We start from the raw sequence: 23,664 nt of genomic DNA, 5'->3' as shown, positions 1-23,664 counted from the left end.
GCGCCCCCGGCGAGGCGGGCGGTGCTCGGTGGGCGCGTGTCGGCATCGACACGGGGCGGCCGGCTCCATAGACTGCGATCTTTCTGAGTCGTCGTGAACCCAGGAGGACGCCCAGTGTCGAGGTCACCCCGTTTCCCGTCGCACTCCGGGGCGGCGCGGACGCTGTCCCGCCTCACCGGTGTCGCGCTGCTGGCCGCCGCCCTGGTCGGCGGCACCGGTGCCGCCGCCGTGGCCGCGCCGGGCCCCGCCGCGCCCCCGAGGACGACGCCCGGGCCGTGCGCGTACACCCAGACACCGGACGAGCCGGCCGCCCGGCCGGTGCCGCTGCCCCCCGACCCCCGTCGGACGCCGGGGCGCGGCACGGTGCGGGTGAAGCTCTGGACCAACCAGGGCCCGATCGGGCTGACCCTCGACCGTGAGCAGGCGCCCTGCACGGTGCAGAGCTTCCTGCACCTGGTGCGGCACCGGTTCTACGACCACACGTCGTGCCACCGGCTGACCGCGTACCCGACCCTGAGCGTGCTGCAGTGCGGTGACCCGTCGGGCACGGGGGAGGGCGGGCCGGGTTACCGGTACGGCGACGAACTGCCCACCGACCTGCCGCCCGCGCCGACGGACCCCACGGGTGCCCGCCGCGTCTACGCCCGTGGGCTGCTGGCCATGGCCAACGCCGGCCCGGACACCAACGGCAGCCAGTTCTTCCTGGTGTACGCCGACTCGGCGCTGCGCCCCAACTACACCGTCTTCGGTGAGGTGGACCGCGTCGGCCTGGCCACCCTGGACCGGATCGCCGCCGGCGGGATCGCCCCCACGGCCGAGGACCCGGCCCCGGTCGACGGGGCCCCCGCCAGCCCCGTGCGCATCCACTGGGCGACGCGCGGGCTCGGGCGCTGAGTCGGACGACGCGCAAGCGCGGGCGTCGAGTCGGGCGGCGCGGGCGCTCCGACCGGCGGCGCGCGGGCGTCGCGTCGGGCGGCGCGGGCGGACGGGCAGCGGGCGGGCCGATGCCCGCGCGCCGCCCGTCCCACGTGGTGGCCCTATCCGGTCGGGCCCGGCTGCTCGCCGGCGGCCCGGGTGCGGTCGGCCTCCGCGTCGGCCGCGCCGACCGGTGTGCCGTCGCCGTCGCGGTCGGCGCCGGTGAGGTCGACGTCCGCGCCGGCCCGCCGGGCATCGGCCCGTGCCTCGTCCGCGCCGACGATCGGGCCGTCGGAGTTGTCGTCGGTGTCATCGATGAGCCGGCCGGTGGCGGCGAGGCCGAGCGCGGTGTACCTGGGGTCGGTCATGGTGCTCCTCCTGTCCACGTCCCTGCCCTTGTCGGTACCCCGGGTCGGCCGTTCCACGCCGCACGCGGCCGAGGCGGGATCCCGCCGGTCGGCCGCCCGCCGGGGCGAATCCTGCTAGAACGGTGTGCATGGGACAGCGGCACCGGGGCGGAATCGTCGTCGCGCCGCTGGTCGGGGCGGTGTTGCTGCTGACGGGCTGCCCGCAGGGGGAGCGCTCCGCGCCGGCCACCTCCACCGCCGCGCCCACCACCTCGGGCGTCGCGCCGGCCACGCCCGCAGTGCCCACCACCTCCGCCGCCGCGTCGGCCCCGGCGTCCGGTCGCTCGTCGGCCCCGACGCCCGAGCGGTCGCGGGCCCCGGCCGACTTCGTCGCGCTCCCCGACGTGGATCCGACCATCGTCACCGACGCCCGGTACGCCACGGCGCACAACTTCGTCGGCCGGCCGATCGCCGGCTACCGGGAGCCGCTCTGCCTGCTCACCCGCCCCGCCGCCGAGGCGTTGCGCCGGGTGCAGGAAGCCGCCCGCGCCACCGGGCACCGGCTCAAGGTGTACGACTGCTACCGACCCCAGCGCGCCGTGGACGAGTTCGTGGCCTGGGGCAGGGACGCCGACGACGACCGGATGAAGGCCGAGTTCTACCCCGACGTGGCGAAGTCGAGGCTCTTCGCGGACGGGTACCTCGGCGCCCCCACCGCGCACAGCCGGGGCAGCACGGTCGACCTGACCCTGGTCGCCGACCCGCCGCCCGAGCAACCCCGGTACGCCCCCGGCGAGCGCCTGGTCCCCTGCACCGCCCCGGCGGGTCGGCGCTTCGCCGACAACGGCGTCGACATGGGCACCGGCTTCGACTGCTTCGACCCGCGCGCCCACACCGCCGCCCCCGGGATCACCGGCCTGGCCCGGGCCAACCGTGACCTGCTCAAGCGGCTGATGACCGCCCACGGCTTCACCAACTATCCCCGCGAGTGGTGGCACTACCGGTACGACGACGAGCCGTACCCCGAGACGTACTTCGACTTCCCGGTGGCCCGATCCTCGCTCTGACCTCCGGCGATAGCGGCGGCGGGCGGCGGCTAGGCTCCCTCGGACACCCGCCGCGGCAGTCGTCAGCGCCGCCGCCGGTGCGGCAGGCCGTCGGCGGCCGGAGAGGAACACAGATGACCACCGTACGGGCCGACCCGCCGCTGATCGGCGACGAGCGCGCGATGCTGCGCGGCTTCCTCGACTTCCACCGCGCCACGCTCGCGGTCAAGTGCGACGGGCTCACCGACGAGGAGTTGCGCCGGCAGGCCTCGCCGCCGTCGACCCTGAGCCTGCTCGGCCTGGTGCGCCACGCCGCCGAGGTGGAGCGGCACTGGTTCCGCCGGGTGATCGGAGGCGAGGACGTCCCGCTGGTCTGGTCGCGCACGGGCGACTTCCAGGAGGCGTACGACGCCGGCGCCGCGAGCCGGGCGGAGGCGTTCGAGGCGTGGCAGCGGGAGGTCGCGCACGCCCGGCGCGTCGAGCGGGAGGCCGCCTCGCTGGACGTGGTCGCGCACAACGCCCGCTCGGGCGAGGACGTGTCGCTGCGCCTGGTGATGCTGCACCTGATGCACGAGTACGCCCGGCACAACGGCCACGCCGACCTACTCCGCGAGGCCATCGACGGCACGGTGGGCACCTGAACCCGGGCACGCGTCACGCGCCGCCGGGAGCCGGCTCGCCGGGCGTACGCAACGGAAGCCAGGCCAACACGTCGCGGATCTTCGCGTCCCAGTACGCCCAGTCGTGGGCGCCGGGAGAGAAGTCCACGGTGAGCGGCACGTCGTGCCGCCGCGCCGTCTCGACGAAGCGGGTGTTGTCCTCGAAGAGGAAGTCCTCGGTGCCGCAGGCGACGTAGAGCGCCGGCCGGTCGGCGGCACCGGAGCGTTCCAGCAGCGCCACCGTGTCGTCGTCGCTGCCGGGGACCTGCCGGTCGCCGAAGGCGGTGTGCCAGACGGCCGGATCCATGGGGCTGGTCGGGTGCTCGCGCCGCCGGGCGACGTTCAGCGCCCCGGAGAGGCTGGCCGCCGCCGCGAAGCGGCCCGGCTCACGCAGCGCCCACTTCATCGCCCCGTACCCGCCCATCGACAGCCCGGCGACGAACGTGTCCTCCCGGCGGTCGGAGAGCCGGAAGAACGACCGGCAGAGCTCGGGCAGCTCGGTGCTGAGAAACGCCCAGTACAGGTTGCCGTGCTCCTCGTCGGCGTAGAAGCTCCGCCCGACCTGCGGCATCACCACGGCCAGCCCGAGGGGTGCGACGTATCGCTCCAGCGAGGTGCGCCGGGTCCAGGTCGTGTCGTCGTCGCTGAGGCCGTGCAGCAGGTAGAGCACGGGCGGGTCGCCGGCCGGGGCACCGCCGGCCAGCCCGATCCCGGCGCCGCCCGGGTCGGGCAGGAGCACGGTCATCGAGGTGCCCATGCCCAGCGTGGCGGAGTGGAAGTCGCAGCGGATCAGCGCCATGGGCGTGAATGTACGCGCGGGGTCCGACAAGTCCCCCGTGGACCCGCGGGGGCATGGACCCCGCGACCCGCCGGGCACCAATTTGCCGGCGGGACCGCGCCGAGGCTAGCTACCCCGTTTACCAGGAGGTAACGTCCGCGCTGCCGACCTGTCACAGCGAAGTGGGAGTCAGTGATGAGCGACGTGTCGACCGCCCTGGGTGTGCGCCTCTATCCCGACCTGGTGGAGCTGGGTGGGCTCGCGTCCGCGCTGGCCCTGGCCGCCACCCGCTGCCTGGTCGACGTGGGCCGGATCAGCGCGCCCGAGCAGGGCCGCAGCCGGTTCACCTGCGCCGAGCTGACCTGCGAGCGGGGCCGGATCTCCGTGGCGCTGGGGTCGCAGGCCCGCTACTTCATGATCGACATTTCGGGCGTCGACGGGTGCCGGGCCCACTGCGACACCACCGACCTGGACCAGGTCGTGCGGATCGCCGACGCCTGGCGGGTCGGCGTGGGGCTGGCCGAGCTGCGCGCCCGCTTCCACTTCGACCACGCCACCGAGGGCGACAACACCACCGTCGTCTGAGCACGGTCGGGGGTCAACGGCTGCGGGCGGCCATAAGCAGCTCGACCGCCTGCGAGTGTGCCCCACGTGCTGCCCAGTCCAGCGGCGAGCAGCCGGTCCCGTGGTCTTCGCGCCGGCTCGGGTCGGCGCCGTGGTCGAGGAGGGCACGTACGACGTCGCCGTGTCCCCACGCTGCGGCGGCGCAGAGGGGCGTGCCCTCGTCACCGTGCCCGCTCTCGGCATCGGGTGCCGCGCCGGCGGTGAGGAACTGCCGCACGATCTCCGCCGTGCCGCCCACGGACGCCTGGTAGAGGGGAGTGGTGCCGTCACGGTCTGCGTGGTTGGGGTCCGCTCCGGCACGCAGGATCGCGCCCACGGCGGCGCTGTCCCCGTGTCGTACCGCATCCATCAGGCGCTTCGTGAGCTTCTTGCGCCGCCGCCTGGTCACGGTCGCCAGCCTAGGTCGTGCGGTGAGCGGCGACCGGGGCCGCGGTCGGCGGACCGGTGCCGAAACGGCGTTGCGGGCGCCGCGCGCCTGGCCTACGTTCACTCAGGCAAGCAAGGTCAGCGCGAGCAGGATCAGGGGGGACGCCGTGTCGCAGCGCAACCGCACCGAGGCCGCCCGGCGCAAGCCGCGCGGCGGTGCCCCGCTGCTCCCCGGCACACCAACCTCGTGCCGGCGGCAGCGCCGAGACTTCGGGTGGTGGCGCGGATAGCGCCGGCGTGACCCACGCGCACCGCCCATTCCCCTCGCCGGGGGCCGGGCGGTTTCTTGTTTCTCCGGGCCTGCGGCGGGCATCCCGCACCGAACAAGGAGAGACGCGATGGCTTTCACCCCGCTTCCGGGCACCCGGGCACCCGTCCGGGTCTGGACCGATCCGTACGGCATCGAGCCGCAGGCCGCCCAGCAGCTGCGCAACATCGGCGCGCTGCCCTGGGTCGAGGGCGTCGCGGTCATGCCCGACGTCCACTTCGGCAAGGGCGCGACCGTCGGCTCGGTGATCGCGATGCGCCAGGCGGTCTCGCCGGCCGCCGTCGGCGTGGACATCGGCTGCGGCATGTCGGCCGTGCGGACCTCGCTCACGGCGGCCGACCTGCCCGACGACCTCGCCGGGCTGCGCGCCGCGATCGAGGCCGCCATCCCGGTGGGCTTCGCCAAGCGCGACGACCCGATCGACCCGCGTCGGGTACGCGGGCTGGAGCAGCGCGGCTGGGCGGACTTCTGGGAGCGCTTCGGCACCCTCGACCGCCGGGTGGCCCAGCTGGAGGGCCGCGCCCAGCGGCAGCTGGGCACCCTCGGCGGCGGCAACCACTTCATCGAGGTCTGCCTGGAGCAGGGCGGCGCAGACGCCGGCCGGGTCTGGTTGATGCTGCACTCCGGGTCGCGCAACATCGGCAAGGAGCTGGCGGAGCGGCACATCGGCGTCGCGCGGAGGCTGCCGCACAACGCCGACCTGCCCGACCGGGACCTGGCGGTCTTCCTCGCCGGCACGCCGGAGATGGCGGCGTACCGGCGGGACCTGTGGTGGGCGCAGGAGTACGCCCGCCGCAACCGCGCGGTGATGGTGGCCCTGCTCTGCAACGTGGTGCGCGACGAGTTCCCGCAGGTGAGCTTCGACGAGCCGATCTCCTGCCACCACAACTATGTGGCGGAGGAGACGTACGGCGGGGTGGACGTGCTGGTCACCCGCAAGGGCGCGATCCGGGCCGGCGCGGGGGACCTTGGCATCATCCCCGGCTCGATGGGCACCGGCTCGTACGTCGTGCGCGGCAAGGGCAACCCGGACGCGTACTGCTCCGCCTCGCACGGGGCGGGGCGGCGGATGTCGCGCGGGCAGGCGAAGCGGACGTACAGCACGGAGGACCTGGTGCGGCAGACCGCCGGGGTGGAGTGCCGCAAGGACGCCGGGGTGGTCGACGAGATCCCCTCGGCGTACAAGGACATCCCGCGTGTGAGCGCCCACCCGGAGGAGCGGGGCGTGGTGGGCCCCCACCGCAAGCTGGTGCTCGGGGTGACGGGTTGCCCAGTCCCGGCCGGCGCCGGGCGGCGGCCGGGCGCCCCCGTGGCCCGGCGGAGCGGGCGAACGGCCGTGATCATGAACGTGCGACACGGGTCACGACCGTCCCGGAACAGATACCCCCTGGGGTATGTTGGCCATGGTGACAGGAGGTGGGTGCTGTGGAGATGAGTCCGGTCCTGCTCAGGGATGCGCTGACCCGGTTGAAGCGGGCGCAGGGGCAGTTGGGCGCGGTGATTTCGATGATCGAGAACGGTGACGACTGCAAGCGGGTCCTCACCCAGTTGGCGGCAGTGTCCAGCGCTGTCGACCGGGCGGGCTTCAAAATCATCGCGACGGGTATGCGGGAGTGTCAGGCCGCCCGCGAGCGCGGCGAGGAGCCGCCGATGAGCGACGAGGAGCTCGAGAAGCTCTTCCTGTCCCTTTCCTGATCCATTTTCGTCCGGGCCCGTCGCCAGGTTGCCGGCGAGTTCCGCCCCGATGTGCGCGGGACTGTGCGTTTCGGATACCCCCAGGGGTATGCACTGGCTGGAGTCTAGAAATTACTTCATGGCAGAAGTCGCGACCGGCCGCTGGCCCACCACAGAGTCAGAGCCAAGGAGAGGCAGCAGTGACTGAACTGAGTGTGGAGGTCGTGCAGACCTCGTCCCTGGGTGACCGCAGCTATCTGGCCCACGACGGGCAGGTGGCGATCGTGGTGGACCCGCAGCGCGACATCGACCGGATGCTGGCCCTGGCCGGCCGGCTCGGCGTGCGGATCACGTACGTCGCCGAGACCCATCTGCACAACGACTACGTCTCCGGCGGCCTGGCCCTGGCCCGGCTGACCGGCGCGACCTACCTGATCGCCGGTGCCGACGAGGTCGGCTTCGGGCGGCGGCCGGTGGCCGACGGTGACGAGATCATCGTGTCGGAGAGGATCCGGCTGCGGGTCGTGGCCACGCCCGGGCACACCTTCCACCACCTGTCGTACGTCCTCGACGGCGACGACGGCCCGGCCGGCGTGTTCACCGGCGGATCGCTGCTGTTCGGCACCACCGGGCGCACCGACCTGCTCGGCCAGCAGCACGCGCACGACCTGGCCGCACAGCAGCACGCCTCGGTGCGGCGGCTGGCGGACCTGCTGCCCGACGGTGCCCAGGTGTGGCCCACCCACGGCTTCGGCAGCTTCTGCTCGGCCACCCAGTCGAACGCCACGGAGTCGACCATCGGCCGGGAGCGCACCGCCAACCCGGCGCTGCGGCTGGAAACCGACGACTTCGTCGCGCAGACCCTCGCGGGGCTCGACGCCTATCCGGCGTACTACGCGCACATGGGTGCCCGCAACACCGCTGGCGCCGACCTGATCGACCTCACCCCGGTCGCCGCCGCCGACCCTGCCGAACTGGGCCGGCGGATCGCGGACGGCGAGTGGGTGGTCGACCTGCGTTCGCGCAAGGCATTCGCGCACGGGCACCTGACCGGCACCCTCAGCTTCGGCCTGGACGGGCCGATGTCGACGTGGCTGGCCTGGATGGCCCCGTGGGGTGCGCCGCTCACCCTGCTGGGTGACAGCGAACAGCAGGTCGCCGACGCGCAGCGGGAACTGGCCCGCATCGGCATCGATCGGCCCGCCGCCGCGGCCTCCGGCAGCCCCGAGCAGTGGGCCGCTGGCGACGACACCCGCCTCTCCCGGCTGACCACGGCCACCTTCGCCGACCTGGCCGCCGCCCGTGCCGGCACCCCGCCGCGCGGGCTGCCCGCCGTCGACGTGCTGCTCGACGTACGGATGAGCAACGAGTGGCGCACCGACCACATCGACGGCGCCGTGCACATCCCGCTGCCCGACCTGCCTGCCCGGGGTGCCGACGTGCCCGCCGGCACGGTCTGGGTGCACTGCGGCTCCGGCTACCGCGCCGCAGCCGCCGCCAGCCTGCTGCAACGCGCCGGCCGCCAGGTCGTGCACATCGACGACGCCTACGCCGACGCCGCCGACGCCGGCCTACCCATCGTTGCCGGTAACTGAGACAGAACAGGAGAACGCAGCACATGACCACCACACCAACCGGGATCCCCGCCGCACTCGACGTCCCCGCCCTGCAACACCTGCTCACCGACGGCCACGCGTTGCGGCTGATCGACGTGCGTACCCCGGCGGAGTTCGAGACCGCGCACATCCCCGGCTCCTACAACGTGCCCCTGGACCTGCTGCGCGAACACCGCGACGAACTGCGCAGCCACCTCGACGAGCAGGTGGTCCTGGTCTGCCGCTCCGGGCAACGCGCCGCCCAGGCCGAACAGGCCCTCGCCGGCGCGGGCCTGCCGAACCTGCGGGTGCTCACCGGCGGCATCACCGCCTGGCAGGCCGCGCGCGCCCCGGTGACCACCGGCAAGCCGCGCTGGGACCTGGAACGGCAGGTCCGCCTGGTCGCCGGCGGTATCGTGCTGCTGGCCGTGCTCGCCAGCACCCTCGTGGAGCCGGTGAAGTGGGTGGCCGGCTTCATCGGTGCCGGTCTCACGGTCGCGGCGCTGACCAACACCTGCGCGATGGGCATGCTGCTGGCCAAGCTGCCGTACAACCGGGGCCCGCGCACCGATCTCGACCAGGTCGTCACCGCCCTGACCGGCGACCGGCGGTAGTCCCGTGCCGTATCCACGCAGTCGATGCCGGCCGGGCCGGGTCCCGTCATGATCGCCTCGATCGGGTTCGGCGCGCTCATCGGGATCCTGCTCGGTCTGCTCGGCGGCGGTGGCTCGCTCCTCGCCGTTCCCGCCCTGGTCTACGGCGCCGGCCTGACTCTCGCCGCCGCCGTCCCCACGTCGCTGCTGGTGGTCGGCATCTCGTCGGCCACCGCACTGCTCCCGCGCCTGGGGGCCGGGCTGGTGCAGTGGCGCATCGCGGGAATCATCGGCGGCACCGGCGCCGCGGCGGCGTTCGCCGGTGCCGCCGTCAACCGGATGCTCGACCCGCGGACGGTCCTGGTCGGCTTCGCCGTGCTGATGGTGGTCGCCGGGTGGCGGATGCTGCGCGACACCGACGACTCCGGCGGAGACTGTGCCCTGCCCGACGGCGGCGTCAACTGGCGAGGCTGCCTCCCGAAATCCATCGCCGTGGGCCTGGCTGTCGGCTTCCTCACCGGCCTGTTCGGCGTCGGCGGCGGTTTCCTCGTCATCCCCGCCCTCGTCTTGCTGCTCGGCCTGACCATGCCCGCCGCCGTCGCCACGTCGCTGGTCGTCATCGTGGCCAACTCCGCAGCCGGATTCGCGGCGCATGCCGGTGACGCGACCGTCGACTACGGCATCGCCGTGGCGTTCACCCTCGCCGCGATCATCGGCTCGCTGGCCGCCGGCCGGATCGCGCCCAGGCTGCCCGCCCAACGGCTGCAACGCGTCTTCGCCTGGCTCGTCTTCGTCGTCGCCGCATTCGTCGGCATCCAGGCGATCGTCAACCCCGGCGCGGCCTGAGCACCCCGAGGTCGGCTCACACCGCAACTGTCGCCCTGACGGTGCAACGGCTCAGGGGCGGCGGGCGCGGGCGCCCTTGAGTCGGCGACCGAACTCCCGGGCGATCTCCCGCTTGGCGTCGCGCTCGGCGATCGCCTGCCGCTTGTCGTACGACCTGCGGCCCTTCGCCAGGGCCAGCTCGACCTTCGCCCAGCCGTCGGAGAAGTACAGCGACAGCGGCACGAGGGTCAGCCCGCCCTCGCGTACCCGGTCGAGGATCCGGTCGATCTCGATGCGGCGCAACAGCAGCTTGCGGGTCCGGCGGGGCTGGTGGTTGGTCCAGGTGCCGAAGCCGTACTCGGCGATGTGCAGGCCGTGCAGCAGCAGCTCGCCGTCGCTCTCCTGGGCGAAGGCGTCGACCAGGGAGACCCGCCCGGCCCGCAGCGACTTCACCTCGGTGCCGACGAGCACCAGCCCCGCCTCGTACGTCTTGAGGATGTCGTAGTCGTGCCGGGCCTTCTTGTTCGACGCGACGAGGGTGCGTCCGGTCTCCCTGGGCACCTCTGGCCTCCCCGTTTGTGGTTGCACGTCAACGCGAGACGCTAGCAGCCGCGCGGACCCGTCGCCTTCGGATAACGGGTGGCACGTCGCGCCGCAGGCCGGCCACAATCCCGGGATGGATCACCGCGCGCGGGTCAGGTTGAGCAAGCGGATGTCCCTGGCGCTGCGGCACGAGCCGCACCGGCTGGGCCTCACGCCGGACCGGGCCGGCTGGGTCGCGGTGGACGACCTGCTGGCCGCCCTGCGGGTGGGGCGCGACGCCCTCGACGAGGTGGTCGCCGAGTGCGACAAGCAGCGCTTCGCGGTGGAGCGCGGCCCCGACGGGGCCGACCGGATCCGGGCCAACCAGGGCCACTCCATCCCGGTGGAGCTGGAGTTGCCGGCGGAGGTCCCGCCCGAGCGGCTGTACCACGGCACCGGGGCCGCCGCCCTGGACTCGATCGTGGCGACCGGGCTGCACCGGGGCGGCAGGCACCACGTCCACCTTTCCGCCGACGTGGAGACCGCCCGTCGGGTCGGGGCGCGGCGCGGCGGCCCCACGGTGATCTTCACCGTGGCGGCGGCGGCGATGGCCCGCGACGGGCACCTCTTCCACCGCAGCGCCAACGGGGTGTGGCTGACCGAGGCCGTCCCCGCCCGCTACCTGACTCCGGGACGATAGCGAAGAGCCGAAAACGCGTTCGCCATTGAAAGTCGTCCCGTCGCCCGGCAGGATCAGCAACTCGGGGGAATCGACAGGCATGGGGACCGTTCAGTGGGGGAAGAGGCCGACGGCCGGCGTGTGGCGCGCGACCTGCGGCTTGTCGTGGCCGCCCACGCGGTGTCGACGTACGGCAGCTACCTGAACCTGGTGGCGCTGGGGCTGTTCACCCTCGAGGTGACCGGGTCGGCCGTGCAGACCGGCCTGTTCATGGCCGTCCGGCTGACCGCCGGCTTCCTCATGGGCCCGCTGAGCGGGCTGCTGGCCGGCCGGCACCGGCGTACCCGGCTGATGATCGGCGCCGACCTGCTCTCGGCGCTGTCCCTGGTGCTGCTGGTCGCCGCCCCCGCCGGGGCCGGGCCGCCGCTGCTCTACCTGCTCGCCGTGGTGCTCGGCGGCGGGCAGACCCTCTGGGGGGTCGCGCTGCGCAGCGAGCTGCCCGAGCTGGCCGGCGGCGACCGGCGGGCCCGCGCCAATGCCCGGGTGGTGTCGGCCCGGTCGGTGGCGATGCTGCTCGGCTTCGCCTCGGCGGGCATCCTGGTCGCCCGGTTCGGCTACCAGACGGCGTTTGCGATCGACGCCGGCACGTACGCGCTCTCCGCCGCCCTGCTGGCCCGGGTGACGGCCCGCCGGCCGGGCGCGGCACCCGCGACGGCGGCACCGGCCGGGCCGCGCGCCCTGGCCGGTTTCGGGGTGCTGCGGGCGGTCGCGCCGGTGGTGGTGGCGATGATCGGGGTGCGCGCCGCCGACGCGTTCGGCTCCGCCTCGCACAACGTCGGCATCCCGGTGCAGGCCACCCTGGTCCGCCCCGACTCGCCCGCCTGGTACGCCGCCGTCTTCATGACCTCCTGGGCGGTGGGTGCCCTGGCCGCCGGCCGGTGGTGCGCCCGGCTGGCCGCCCGCCCCGGCGGCGCGGTGGGTTCCGCGTCGGCCTTCGGCGTCGCGACCTGCCTGATGTCGGTCTTCTTCGTGCTCGCCTTCACCGACCCGCCGCTGTGGCTGCTGGTGCCGTTGAGCCTCGCGGCGGGGGCGGCGGACGGCTACGCCGAGATCGGCTACACCACCCGGCTCCAGGCGGTCGACGAGGCAATCCGGCCCCGGCTGTTCGGCTTCGCCAGCGCCGCCCAGAACGCCGGCTTCGGCCTCGGCATGATCGGCTGCGCCGTCGCGCTGGACCGGGTGGCCCCGCTGGCGGTCGTCGCCGTGGCCCACGGGGCGGCCTTCGCGGTGGCCCTCACCTTCCTGCTCGTGTGCATGTTCCGCCGGCCGGCCGACCGGTCCGATTCGCCGCCCCCACGACCCGTCGAGGTGACGCCGTGACCCCCGCGCAGCCCGCCCGCCGCCCCGCCGTCAGCCACGGCGGCGACCTGCCCGACGACGCGGCGTCTCCCCGGACGCTGGGCGAGGCGTTGCTGCGGGCGGCCCGGGAGTTCCCCGACGCCGGCATCCGGGTGGTCGACGCCGCCGGCCGGGAGGTGTTCCTCGATCACCCGACGCTGCTGGCCCGCGCCCGGGTGGTGCGGGCCGGCCTGCGGGCGCGCGGGGTCGCCCCCGGCTCGCCGGTGATCCTGCGGATCAGCTCCGGCGCGCAGTACTGGCCGGTGTTCTGGGGCTGCGTGCTCGGCGGCGCGCTGCCGCTGACCGTCGGCGCCCCGGCCGGCTACGACGCCGACAATCCCGCCCTGGCCGGGCTGCGGCACGCCTGGCGGGCCCTCGACGCCCCGCCCGTCGTCGCCGGCGTCGAGGACCTCGCGGGGCTGACCAACCTCCCAGCGGCCGCGACCGTGCTCACCGTGCCGGAGCTGCTGACGGCGGCCGACGCCGCCGGGGCGTCGCCGGTCGAGGGCGCGGGCGACCCCGACGCGGTGGCCGTGCTGCAACTGTCGTCCGGCAGCACCGGCACGCCGAAGATCATTCCGCTGACCCACCGGGGCCTGGCCGAGTACGCCGTCGGCGCCCGCGAGATGCTCGACATCGGGCCGGGCGACGTGCTGCTCAACTGGCTGCCGCTGGACCACGTCGCCGGCCTGCTCCTGTACCACCTCGGCGGGGTGTTCCTCGGCGCCGACTCCGTGCAGGTCGCCACGGAGTGGGTGCTCGCGGAGCCGACACGCTGGCTGGAGCTGATGGCCCGGCACGGCGTCACGCACAGCTGGGCGCCGAACTTCGCCCTGCGGCTGGTCGCCGACGCGCTGACCCGCACCCCCGGCCGGCACGCGGACCTCGGCGGGCTGCGGCGGCTGGTCAGCGGCGGCGAGCAGTGCCTGCCGGAGACCTTCGACGCGTTCGTCGCCGCGACCGGGTTGCCGGCGGCGGTGCTGACCCCGGCCTGGGGGCTCTCCGAGACCCACACCGCGATCACCTTCATGTCGTTCACCGAGCCGGGCTGCCGGCAGCGGGTCCGCACGGCCAGCCTCGACGGCGACGTGCAGTGGGTCGCCGGCGACGCGGCCGACGACGAGTGCACCGAACTGCTCGCCGTCGGCCGCCCCGCGCCCGGGGCCACCCTGCGGATCGTCGACGCCGACGGCGCGGTGGTCCCCGAGGGGCGCGTCGGCCGGGTGCAGATCCGCTCCGCCGCCCGGGTCACCCCCGGCTACCTCGGCGACCCCGAGGCGACCCGGGCGGCCTTCCCCGACGGCGACTGGCTGGAGACCGGCGACCGGGGGTACCTGCGCGACGGCGTGCTCACCATCACCGGCCGGGCCAAGGACCTGCTCATCCTCAACGGCCAGAACATTCCCTGCCACGAGATCGAGCGGGTGGTCGGCGGGATCTCCGGGGTGCGCGCCGGGCTCGTCGCCGCCGTGGGCGTGCCCGACCCCCGCACCGGCACCGAGACCCTGGCGCTCTTCCACGTCCCCGAACCCACGGCCGCCGAGCCGGCGCGGCAGGTGAGCGCCGCCGTCGTCGCGGCGGTGGCCCGCCGCTGGCAGGTCGTCCCGGGGCGGGTGGTGGCCGTCGCCGAAGAGGAGTTCCCGCGTACGACCGGGGGGAAGGTCCAGCGGGCGGAGCTGCGGCGGCGGCTGCTCGCCGGCGGCTTCCCGCCCGAGCGCCCCGACGCCGCCCCGGCGGGGGCCAACGGGTCGGGCGGCGCTGCGGCGGGGGGCAACGGCCGCGACGCCGAGCCGCCGGTTGCGGCGGGGGCACGGGCGCCGTCCGGTCCCGGCCGGGCGGCGGTACGGGCGGTCGTCCGCGAGGCGCTCGCCGACGTCCTCGGCCGCCCCGCCGAGACCGACCGGCCCTTCTACGAGCTGGGCATCGGAAGCGTCGAGATCGTCCGGCTGCGGGCCCGGCTGGAACAGGCCCTGGGGTACGCGATTCCGCAGCCGACGCTCTTCGCCCACCCCACCGTCGACGCGCTCAGCGCCCACCTCGCCACCGTGCCGCTGCCGGACTTCGCGTCGCCGCCCGAGTCCGCGTCGCCGCCCGAGCCCGCGCCGTCTTTCTCCGCGCCGTCGCCCGAGTCCGCGTCGTCGCCGCAACCGGGCACGGGGCGGCGGATCGCGGTCATCGGGATGGCTGCCCGGTTCCCCGGCGCGGCCGACGTGGACGAGTACTGGGCGCGGCTGCTCGCCGGGGTGGAGAGCATCCGCCACTTCACCCCCGAGGAATTGGCCGCCGCCGGGGTGCCCGAGGAGACCCTGCGCGCCCCGGACCTGGTGGCCGCCAGTGGCGTCCTGGACGACGTCGCCGGCTTCGACGCCGGCTTCTTCGGCGTCAGCCCGCGCGAGGCCGAGCTGTTGGATCCGCAGCACCGCCTCTTCCTTGAGACCTGCCACCACGCGCTGGAGGACGCCGGCTACCCCGCCGAAAGCGACGGCCGGCGCATCGGCGTGTACGCGGGCGGCGGAATGAACCTGTACCCGCACCACACCTACCTGCGCCACCAGCTCGCGTGGGCCGTCGAATCGGCCGACCCGGCCACCTCGATCGGCGCGGCGCTGGGCAACCAACCCGACTTCCTGGCCAGCCGGGTCGCGTACCGGCTGGGGTTGACCGGTCCCGCCGTGACCGTGCAGACCGCCTGCTCCACCTCGCTGGTCGCGGTGCACCTGGCGGCGCGCGCCCTGCTCGTCGGCGACGCCGACGTCGCCGTGGCGGGCGCGGTGGCGGTGCACGTCCCGCAGGTCACCGGGCACCGGCACACCCCCGGCTCGATCCTGTCCGCGCACGGCCGGTGCCGGCCCTTCGACGCCGACGCCGACGGCACCGTGGGCGGCAACGGGGTGGCGGCCGTGGTGCTGAAGCCGCTGGACCGGGCGCTGGCCGACGGCGACCGCATCCACGCGGTGCTCCTCGGCTCGGCGGTCAACAACGACGGGGCCGGCAAGGTCGGCTACACCGCGCCGGGGGTGCCGGGGCAGGTGGACGTCGTCCGGCGGGCGCTGCGCGACGCGGGGGTGCCGGCGGCCTCGGTCGGGTACGTCGAGGCGCACGGCACCGGCACCGCCCTCGGCGACCCGGTCGAACACCACGCCCTCGCGCAGGCGTACGCGCCGGCGCGGGCGTTCCTCGGCTCGGTCAAGGCCAACATCGGGCACCTGGACAGCTGCGCCGGGATGGCCGGGCTGGTCAAGGCCGTGCTGACCGTCCGCTCCGGCCGCATCGCGCCCCAGCTCAACTTCGCCCGGCCGAACCCCGCGCTGGGCCTGGTCGACGGGCCGTTCACCGTCACCACCGTCGCCCGCGACTGGCCGGCCACCGCGACGCCCCGGCGGGCGGCGGTCAGCGCCCTCGGCGTGGGTGGCACCAACGCCCACGTGATCGTCGAGGAGCCGCCGCCCGTGCCGCCCCGCCGCGACGAGCCGTCGACCCCGGTCCCCGGCCTGCTCCCGCTCTCCGCGGCGGACCCGGCGGCGCTGACCGCGCTCGTCCTGGCGTACGAGGACCGGCTGCGTGCCGACCCGCCGCCGCTGGCGGACCTGGTGCTGACCGCCGGCGTGGGCCGCCGCCACCTGCGGCACCGCCTGGTCGCCCTCGGCGACTCGCCCGCCGCGCTGGCCGACGCCCTGGGCCGGCACGCCGCCGGTCTGTCGGCCGACGTGGTCACGGGCGACGCGGGCGGCGACGGCGCCGGGCCGATCGCCCTGGCCTTCCCCGGCCAGGGCGACGTGCGCGACGTGCTGCTGCCGCTGGCGGCACGGTTCCCGGTCGTCCGGGCGACGCTCGACGAGGCCGCCGAGGCGTACCGGGAGGCCGTCGGCGGGGACCTGATCGCCCGACTGCGCGGGCAACGACCCCCCACCGGCCGTCCCACCGACGTCGGTCAGCCGGCGCTGGTCGCCGCCGGGGTGGCGCTGGCCGAGCTGTGGCGCTCGTGGGGCCTGGCCGTCGACCACGTCCTCGGGCACAGCCTCGGGGAGTACCCGGCGCTGGTCGTCGCGGGCGCGCTCTCCCTCGCCGACGCCGTCCGGCTGGCCGCCCACCGGGGCCGGCTGATGGCCGAGCACGTGGCGCCGGGGGAGATGCTGGCGGTGCTCGCCGACCGGCCCGTGGTGGCCGACCTGCTGGCAGGGTCGGCGCTGGAGCTGGCGGTGGTCAACGCCCCCGACCGGCACGTGCTCGCCGGGCCGCCCGCCGAGGTCGCCGCCGCCGTGGGCCGGGCCCACCGGCTCGGGGTGCCGACCCGGCGGCTGGCGGTGGACCGGGCGTTCCACTCGGTCGCCGTGGAGCCGGTGCTGGACCGTCTCCGGGCGCTGGCCGAGAAGGTCACCTTCCGACCCACCCGGTTGCCGGTGGTCAGCGCCCTCGACGGCCGGATGCGCCCGCCCGGGTGGCGGCCCGACGCCGAGCACCTGTGCCGGCATGCGCGCGAGCCGGTGCGGTGGCACGAGGCCGTCGCCACCCTGGCCGCGTCGGGCTGCCGCACGGTGGTCGAGGCGGGTGCCGACGGCCTGCTCACCACCCTTTCCGAGGCGGCCGGGCCGACGCCGCGCTGGGTGCCGTCGCAGCGTCGCGGCCTGGGGCCGGCCGAGGGGCTGTGGCGGGCGGCGGCGGAGCTGCACGTCGCGGGCACCGCGCTGGACTGGGCGGCGCTCGCCGACGGCCACGGCGGCCGGCGGGTCACGCTGCCCGCCTACCCCTTCCAGCGCCGCCGCTTCTGGTCGGCACCGCAACCGCCGGTCGCGCCCGCCGTTTCTGCCGTTTCTGCCGTCCCTGCCGTCCCTGCCGTCCCGGCCGAGTCCGCCGCCGCTTCGCCTCGGGTGGCGGAGGCGGTCGGGCCGGTGCTGGAGCGGGTCCGGGCGCTGACCGCCGAACGGCTCGGTATGGCCGTCGCCGAGGTGGGCCCCGACCAGAGCTTCTTCGCCCTGGGCGCCGACTCGCTCCTGCTGATCGGGATGGCCCGGGAGGTCGACCGCGCCTTTGCCGTCCGGGTGCCGGTGCGGGACCTCTTCACCACCGTGGACACCCCCCGCCGGCTGGCCGAGGCGATCACCGCAGCCTCACCGGCGCACCCGGCTGCGACCGTCGCGCCCGAGACCGCGACGGCCGCCACCGGCCGGCCGGCCGACCCTCCAGAGGTCACCGCGCCCGCGAGCCCGACCGCGCCGGCGGGGGCGGCACCGGGACCGACAACTCCGACCGAGACCGGAACGCCGTCTCACGGCGAGACCACAACGCCGTCCCAGGGCGCGGCCGGGGGAGCGGACCGGCCGACTTCGGGCGAGCTGGCGGGCATCATCCACCGGCAGCTCGACCTGATGGGACAGCAGCTCGCCCTGCTCGGTGCCGCTGCGGGGCACGGCGGCAGCGCAACCGCCCCGCCCCCGCCGGCCGTACCCTCGGCGGTCGCCGCGCCGCCCACGAGCCCGCCGGCCGCGCCGCCCACGAGCCCGCCGGCCGCCCCGCCACCGAGCCCGCCGGCCGCCCCGCTGTCGAGCCCGGCACCGGGCCCGGCTGCCGGCCCGGCGGTGCCACCACCGGCGGGTACGACCCCGCGCCCGGCGGTGGTGACACCGGGGCCGGTTGCGCCGCCGGTGGCCGGGCCGGTGGCCACGGCCGAGAAGAGCGACGCGCCGGGACGGACCGTCGACTTCAGCCTCTACTTCTTCGGCGACTACCCGGACCAGGACGGTCGGGACAAGTACGGGGTGCTGCTCGACGCGGCCGAGTTCGCCGACGCGCACGGCTTCCACGCGCTCTGGATGCCGGAGCGGCACTTCCACTCCTTCGGCGGCCTCTTCCCCAACCCGTCGGTGCTGGCCGCCGCCCTGGCGGCGCGGACCCGGCGGATCCGGCTCAACGCCGGGTCGGTGGTGCTGCCCCTGCACCATCCCGTGCGGGTGGCCGAGGAGTGGTCCATGGTGGACAACCTCTCCGGCGGCCGGATCGGGCTCGGCTGCGCCCCCGGCTGGCATGCCAACGACTTCGTCTTCGCCCCCGAGCACTTCGGCCGGCACAAGGAGGTCATGTACGAGCACCTGGAGACCGTCCGGCGGCTGTGGCGCGGGGAGGCGGTGCCGGCCCGCTCGGGCAGCGGCGAGGAGATCGAGGTGCGCCTGTTCCCCCGGCCGGTGCAGGCCGAGCCGCCGGTGTTCACCGCGATCGTCGGCAACCCCGACAGCTACCGGGAGGCCGCCCGTCGCGACGTCGGCGTGGTCACCAACCTGATGACGCAGGACGTGGCGCGGCTCGCCGAGAACATCGCCCTGTACCGGCGTACCCGCGCCGAGCACGCGCTGGACCCGGCCGGCGGGCGGGTGGTGGTGCTGCTGCACACCTACCTGGGCGAGGACGCCGAACGGGCCCGCGCCGAGGCGTTCGAGCCGTTCTGCGCGTACCTGCGCTCCTCCTTCGGCCTGCTCGGGCAGGTGGTCAACAGCCTCGGCATGAACATCGACCTGGCCGACACCCACGAGGACGACGTCCGGTTCGTGCTGTCGCGCGCCTACGAGCGGTACTGCGCGCAGCGGGCCCTCATCGGCTCCCCGGGCAGCTGCCGGTCGGTGGTCGAGGCGGTGCTCGACGCCGGTGCCGACGAGATCGCCTGCTTCGTCGACTTCGGCCTGCCGGCCGACGCGGTCCGCGCCGGCCTCCCGGCGCTGGACGCCCTGCGCCGGGCCACCCCGGCCCGCCCCGCCCGACCCCTGGCCATCTCGTCCGGGGCCACCCCGCCCCAGGTGGTCCCGCCGGTGGTAACCGCGCCGCTGTCGGCGGCGCAGCGCCGGTTGTGGCTGGTGGAGACGCTGGAACCGGGCACCCCGGCCTACAACGAGGCGGTGGCCGTGCGGCTGGTCGGCCCGCTCGACCATGCGGCGCTGCGCGGCGCGTTGCAGGACGTGGTCGACCGGCACGACCCGCTGCGCACCAGCTACACCGAGGTCGACGGGGAACCCCGGCAGGTCGTCCACGCGCGGATGCCGGTGCGGTGCCCGGTGCGCGAGCACGTCGGCGAGGCCGAGGACGCGGCGGTCCGGGCCGCGCTGGCCGCCGAGAGCCGACGGGTGTTCGACCTGGCCCGGGGCCCGGTCTTCGCCTTCACGCTGCTGCGCTTCTCCGCCACCCACCACGTGCTGGTGCTGGCGTTCCACCACCTATCCACCGACGGCGGTTCGTACGCCGTGCTGACCCGGGAGGTCTCGGCCTGCTACCGGGCCCGGGTGGCCGGCGTCGCCCCGCAGCTGCCCCCGCTGGCGGTCGGCTACCCGCAGCTGGCGACGGCCGACGCGGGCGAACCCGACGAGCGTGACCTGGCCTACTGGCGGGGCCAGCTCGATGCGCCCCCGCCGGCCCTGGTCATCCCCTCCGACCTGCCCCGCCCGGCCCTGCCCTCGGCGGCGGGCCGCAGCGTCTTCCGCGAGTTCCCCGCCGAGCTGGCCGAGCGGGTACGGCGCTTCAGCCGGGACGAGCGGGTCACCCCGTTCACCACCCTGCTCAGCGCGTTCGGGGTGCTGCTGTTCCGGTTCACCGGCCAGGCCGACCTGGTGATCGGCACCGGCACCTCGGGCCGCGACGAGCGCAGCGCCGACCTGGTCGGCTTCTTCGTCCGGACCCTCCCGCTGCGGCTGGACCTCACCGGCGACCCGACCTTCCGCGACCTGCTCGCCCGGGTCCGGGCCACCGCCGCCGACGGGTACCAGCACGACGGCGTGCCGTTCGACGCCCTGGTGCGCGCGGTGGACCCGCCCCGCCAGGTCGGCCGGCACCCCCTGTTCAACGTGGTCGTCGAGTACGAGAGCGGCCCGGAGGCGTTCGTCTTCGACCTGCCGGGCGTGACCGCCGTGCCCCTGCCGGCGGGGCTGGACAAGGCGCCGGTCGACCTGATGGTCTACCTGTCGCACGGCCCGACGCTGCGCGCCCACGTGGAGTACCGCACGGAGGTGCTGGACGGGGCGACCGTCCAGCGGCTGCTCGATCAGCTGCACCGGCTGCTCGACGTGCTGACCCGTGAGCCGGGCACGGCGCTGTCCCGGCTGGCCGCCCGCCTCGCCGACCCCGCCGACCGGCCGATCGGGGCGTGCCCCGCGCCCGCCGCCGACCGGCTGCACGACCTCTTCGGCCGGCAGGCCGACCGGACCCCGGAGGCGGTGGCGGTGACCGCCGGGGAGCAGCGGTGGACGTACCGGGGGCTGCGCGAGCGGGCCCGGGACCTGGCCCGCCGGATCGCCGCGCACGGCGTCGGCGCGGACGACGTCGTGGCCGTGCTGCTGCCGCGCCGGCCGGAGCTGGTCGCCGCGCAGCTCGGCGTGTTGCTGGCCGGCGCGGCGTTCCTGCCGTTGGACCCGGACCTGCCGGTGGCCCGGCTGCGTGACCTGCTGGCCGACAGCGGCGCCCGCCTGCTGCTGACCACCGCCGGTGTCGTCGACCCGACCCGACCGGCCGATCCGGCGGCCCGGCCGGCCCCGGTGGTGCGGATGCTGGTGGAGGAGCCCGCCGGGCCCGGCCTGCCCGACCCGGTCGACGCCGCCGGCCCCGACCACCTCGCCTGGTGCGTCTACACCTCCGGCTCGACCGGCCGCCCCCGGCTGGTGGGGGTGCCGCACCGGGCCGCCGTGGACGTCGTCGACTGGCACGTACGGGCCCTGGCCCTGACCGGCGCGGACACCGTGGCGCACGCCCTCGGCCTCGGGTTCGACGCGAACCTCGCCGAGATCCACCCGACGCTCGCCGCCGGGGCGGCGCTGCACCTGGTGCCGGCGCGGGTGCGCGCCGACCCGGCGCGGCTGGTCCACCAGTGGCGACGCGCCGGGGTCACCGTGGCCTTCCTGCCGGCACCCCTGGCCGAGCTGGTGCTGGCGCTCCCGACGCCGCTCGCCCCGACCGTGCGGACCCTGGTGGTCGGCGGCAGCCAGCTGCGCCGCCGCCCGCCCGTCGGCTATCCGGCGACCGTGCTCAACGCGTACGGCCCGACCGAGGCCGCCGTCGTCACCACCGCCGGCCCGGTGCGGGCCGAGGGCGTCGGCCCGGTCGACATCGGCCGGCCGGTGGACCACCGCCGGTTGTACGTGCTGGACCGGGCCGGGGCGGCGGTGCCGCCCGGCGCGGTCGGTGAGCTGCACGTCGGCGGCAGCGGGCTGGCGCGGGGCTACCTGGGGCGCCCCGCCGCGACCGCGGCGGCGTTCCTGCCCGACCCGTTCGCCGCGACGCCCGGGGCCCGGATGTACCGGACCGGGGACCTGGTCCGGCTCCGGGGCGACGGCACGCTGGAGTTCCTCGGCCGGGTCGACGACCAGGTGAAGATCGCCGGGCACCGGGTCGAGCCGGGCGAGGCCGCCGCCGCGCTGGCCGCCCTGCCGGGGGTACGTCAGGCCGCCGTCGTCGCCCGCCACGACCGCGACGAGCCCTACCTCGCCGGGTACGTCGTGCTCGACGACGAGGCCACCGGGGACCCGTCCGCCCGGCTCGCCGCCGAGCTGGGCGACCGGCTGCCGGCGCACCTCGTTCCCCGCGCCTGGCGGGTGCTGGACGCCCTACCCGTCGGGGACACCGGCAAGATCGACGTCTCGCGGCTTCCGGCGCCGGCCGCGCCGGCGGCGGGGGAGGAGCCCCGCCCGGGTCGGGAACGGCTCGTGCACGACGCCTGGTGCGCGGAACTCGGCGTGGCCCGCGTCCCCCTGGACGTCTCCTTCTTCGCGGCGGGCGGCGACTCGCTGGGCGCGGTGCGCCTGGCCAACCGGCTGCGCGACACCCTCGGCGTCGAGGTGGGGGTCGACCGGGTGCTGCGCAGCCCCGGGGTCCGGGCGATGGCCGCCGATCCCGCCGGTCCGGCGTTCGCCGCCGTCGATTCGAGCGGGCCGAGCCCCGCCGCCGATTCCGGCGGGCCGAGCTCCGCAGGGCCGAGCTCCGCCGTCGCCGATCGTGGCGGGCCGGTGCGGGACCGAGGGCCGGTGACGTACCAGCAGGAGTTCATGTGGCACCGGCAGCGCCTGGCCGCCGACCCGGCGACCGGCTACATGGCCGTACGCGTCGACCTCGCCGGCCGGCTCGACGTGGCCGCCCTGACGGCGGCCGTCGACGGTCTCGTCGCCCGGCACGAGGCCCTGCGTACCCGCGTGGTGGCCCGCGACGGCACCGCGGTGCAGGAGGTGCTGGCCCATCGCCCGGTCCCGGTGCCGGTGGTGGACCTCGCCGGAGTCGACGCCGCCGGGGCGCGGGCCTGGTGCGTGGCGGTCGGCCGGGAGGCGTTCCCGGCCGACGGGCCGTGGCTGCGGGCCCGCCTCGCCCGGCTGGCCGACGACCGCTGGGTGCTGCTGATGGTCGTGCACCATCTCTGCGGGGACGGCTGGTCGATGCTCCAGCTCCTCGACGAGTTGGCGCGCGGCTACCGGGGCCTGCCACCCGAGCGCACACCGAAGCTGCGGTACGTGGACTACGCGCGCCAGCAGCGGGCGGCCGGGGTGCCGCCGGCGGTGCTCGACCACTGGCGGGACACCCTCGCCGGGTCGTCCCGGTCCATGGCGTTGCCCACCGACCGGCCGCGCCGGGCCGCGCCCTCCGGCGGCGCGGAGTACGCCTTCGACGTGCCCGCCGAGCTGACCGATCGGCTGACCCGGCGCGCCGCCGCCGCCGGCCTGACGTTGTTCCCGCTGCTGGCCGCCGGGTACGCGCGGCTGGTCGGTGAGCTGACCGGGACCCGCGACGTCCTGCTGGCCTGCCCATACGCCCACCGGGACCGCCGCGAGGTGGAACCGTTGGTCGGCCTGTTCACCAGCACCCTGCCGCTGCGGGTGCGGCTGGTCGACGGGGAGCCGCTGGTCGACCTCGCGGCGCGGTTCGACGCGGTGTTCCTCGACGCGGTGCGGCACCAGCCGGCCCCGCTGCCGCTGCTCTACGCCGCCCTCGACCCCGCCTGGCGGCTGGGGGATGCGCCGCCGTTCGCCAGCGCGCTCTTCGCCTGGAACCCGGGGATGCCCACGCTGCGTCTGCCCGGCCTGGTCGCGGAGGTCACCGATCAGGGGTTGGACTGCGCGCGTCGGGACTGGGCGGTGATGGTCACCCCGGCCGGCGCGGGCCTGCGGGGTGCCGTCGAGTACTCCACCGAGCTGTTCGACGAGGCGACCGTCGCCGCCCGGTGCCGCCGGTACGTCGAGATCCTCGCTTCAGCGGTGGCACCCCGAGGCCCCTCAGACTGATCGATGGCTCAGCATGAGACGGCTGTCCCGCTGAGTGAGCGCTCGGTCGACAGTGAGCCATGACACGTGGCCGGCGGG

15 protein-coding genes and 1 pseudogene are annotated in these 23,664 nt (G+C 75.7%); 12 read left to right on the top strand and 4 right to left on the bottom strand.

Going from position 1 to position 23,664, the window contains the following annotated elements; genetic code table 11:
* Positions 1-114 precede the first annotated feature (114 nt).
* The gene (locus ACLQ2V_RS24940; RefSeq protein WP_425721003.1) at positions 115-894 is read left to right on the top strand and encodes a peptidylprolyl isomerase; all 780 of its coding nucleotides are present in this window, start codon (positions 115-117) and stop codon (positions 892-894) included.
* A 143-nt stretch (positions 895-1,037) separates the two neighbouring features.
* Here the strand turns inward: ACLQ2V_RS24940 and ACLQ2V_RS24935 are convergent, their stop codons facing one another.
* The gene (locus ACLQ2V_RS24935) at positions 1,038-1,283 is read right to left on the bottom strand and encodes a hypothetical protein (protein ID WP_425721002.1); all 246 of its coding nucleotides are present in this window, start codon (positions 1,281-1,283) and stop codon (positions 1,038-1,040) included.
* A gap of 128 nt (positions 1,284-1,411) precedes the next feature.
* Between ACLQ2V_RS24935 and ACLQ2V_RS24930 the strand changes: the two genes are divergently transcribed.
* On the top strand, positions 1,412-2,329 hold the full coding sequence (locus ACLQ2V_RS24930) for a M15 family metallopeptidase (RefSeq protein ID WP_425721001.1): 918 nt from the start codon (positions 1,412-1,414) through the stop codon (positions 2,327-2,329).
* Between the two features lie 113 nt (positions 2,330-2,442).
* Positions 2,443-2,949, top strand: a complete 507-nt coding sequence (locus ACLQ2V_RS24925; RefSeq protein WP_425721000.1) for a DinB family protein — start codon at positions 2,443-2,445, stop codon at positions 2,947-2,949.
* Between the two features lie 13 nt (positions 2,950-2,962).
* On the opposite strand, the gene ACLQ2V_RS24920 is transcribed toward ACLQ2V_RS24925, so the two are convergent.
* Entirely contained in the window at positions 2,963-3,766 is an 804-nt protein-coding gene (locus ACLQ2V_RS24920) for an alpha/beta hydrolase (protein ID WP_425720999.1), read from the bottom strand.
* A gap of 174 nt (positions 3,767-3,940) precedes the next feature.
* Between ACLQ2V_RS24920 and ACLQ2V_RS24915 the strand changes: the two genes are divergently transcribed.
* Positions 3,941-4,330 (top strand): hypothetical protein, encoded by a 390-nt coding sequence (locus ACLQ2V_RS24915; protein ID WP_425720998.1) that lies wholly within the window; start codon positions 3,941-3,943, stop codon positions 4,328-4,330.
* Positions 4,331-4,343: 13 nt separating this feature from the next.
* On the opposite strand, the gene ACLQ2V_RS24910 is transcribed toward ACLQ2V_RS24915, so the two are convergent.
* Positions 4,344-4,757, bottom strand: coding sequence for an ankyrin repeat domain-containing protein (locus ACLQ2V_RS24910; RefSeq protein ID WP_425720997.1), 414 nt, complete (start codon positions 4,755-4,757; stop codon positions 4,344-4,346).
* Between the two features lie 376 nt (positions 4,758-5,133).
* On the opposite strand from ACLQ2V_RS24910, the pseudogene ACLQ2V_RS24905 reads away from it, so the two are divergent.
* The 5 genes and pseudogenes from ACLQ2V_RS24905 to ACLQ2V_RS24885 form a co-directional block, all read left to right on the top strand.
* A pseudogene (locus ACLQ2V_RS24905) lies at positions 5,134-6,330 on the top strand (RtcB family protein); the annotation flags it as partial.
* Between the two features lie 164 nt (positions 6,331-6,494).
* Positions 6,495-6,758 (top strand): metal-sensitive transcriptional regulator, encoded by a 264-nt coding sequence (locus ACLQ2V_RS24900; protein WP_425721037.1) that lies wholly within the window; start codon positions 6,495-6,497, stop codon positions 6,756-6,758.
* Positions 6,759-6,937: 179 nt separating this feature from the next.
* On the top strand, positions 6,938-8,332 hold the full coding sequence (locus ACLQ2V_RS24895) for a rhodanese-like domain-containing protein (protein WP_425720996.1): 1,395 nt from the start codon (positions 6,938-6,940) through the stop codon (positions 8,330-8,332).
* A gap of 23 nt (positions 8,333-8,355) precedes the next feature.
* Positions 8,356-8,946 carry a rhodanese-like domain-containing protein gene (locus tag ACLQ2V_RS24890; RefSeq protein ID WP_425720995.1) on the top strand — a complete coding sequence of 197 codons (591 nt, stop codon included), beginning with the start codon at positions 8,356-8,358 and terminating at the stop codon, positions 8,944-8,946.
* Positions 8,947-8,994: 48 nt separating this feature from the next.
* The gene (locus ACLQ2V_RS24885) at positions 8,995-9,771 is read left to right on the top strand and encodes a sulfite exporter TauE/SafE family protein (RefSeq protein WP_425720994.1); all 777 of its coding nucleotides are present in this window, start codon (positions 8,995-8,997) and stop codon (positions 9,769-9,771) included.
* A gap of 51 nt (positions 9,772-9,822) precedes the next feature.
* Here ACLQ2V_RS24885 and smpB read toward each other — a convergent pair whose 3' ends face one another.
* Positions 9,823-10,311 (bottom strand): SsrA-binding protein SmpB, encoded by a 489-nt coding sequence (gene smpB / locus ACLQ2V_RS24880; protein WP_425720993.1) that lies wholly within the window; start codon positions 10,309-10,311, stop codon positions 9,823-9,825.
* A 115-nt stretch (positions 10,312-10,426) separates the two neighbouring features.
* Here smpB and ACLQ2V_RS24875 point away from each other — a divergent pair, with 115 nt between their 5' ends.
* The 3 genes from ACLQ2V_RS24875 (at position 10,427) to ACLQ2V_RS24865 (ending at position 23,586) form a co-directional block, all read left to right on the top strand.
* The gene (locus ACLQ2V_RS24875) at positions 10,427-10,972 is read left to right on the top strand and encodes an RNA 2'-phosphotransferase (protein WP_425720992.1); all 546 of its coding nucleotides are present in this window, start codon (positions 10,427-10,429) and stop codon (positions 10,970-10,972) included.
* 120 nt (positions 10,973-11,092) lie between these two features.
* Positions 11,093-12,331 (top strand): MFS transporter, encoded by a 1,239-nt coding sequence (locus tag ACLQ2V_RS24870; protein WP_425720991.1) that lies wholly within the window; start codon positions 11,093-11,095, stop codon positions 12,329-12,331.
* Complete coding sequence (locus ACLQ2V_RS24865; protein WP_425720990.1) at positions 12,328-23,586, top strand: amino acid adenylation domain-containing protein; 11,259 nt, start codon at positions 12,328-12,330, stop codon at positions 23,584-23,586. Before ACLQ2V_RS24870 ends, ACLQ2V_RS24865 begins: the two co-directional genes overlap by 4 nt.
* Positions 23,587-23,664: the final 78 nt, after the last annotated feature.

The organism is Micromonospora sp. DT233, from assembly GCF_049841815.1.
Classification (GTDB): domain Bacteria; phylum Actinomycetota; class Actinomycetes; order Mycobacteriales; family Micromonosporaceae; genus Micromonospora.
Note: the sequence above shows the minus strand (reverse complement) of the source record. Positions and strands in the feature narration are given on the sequence as shown.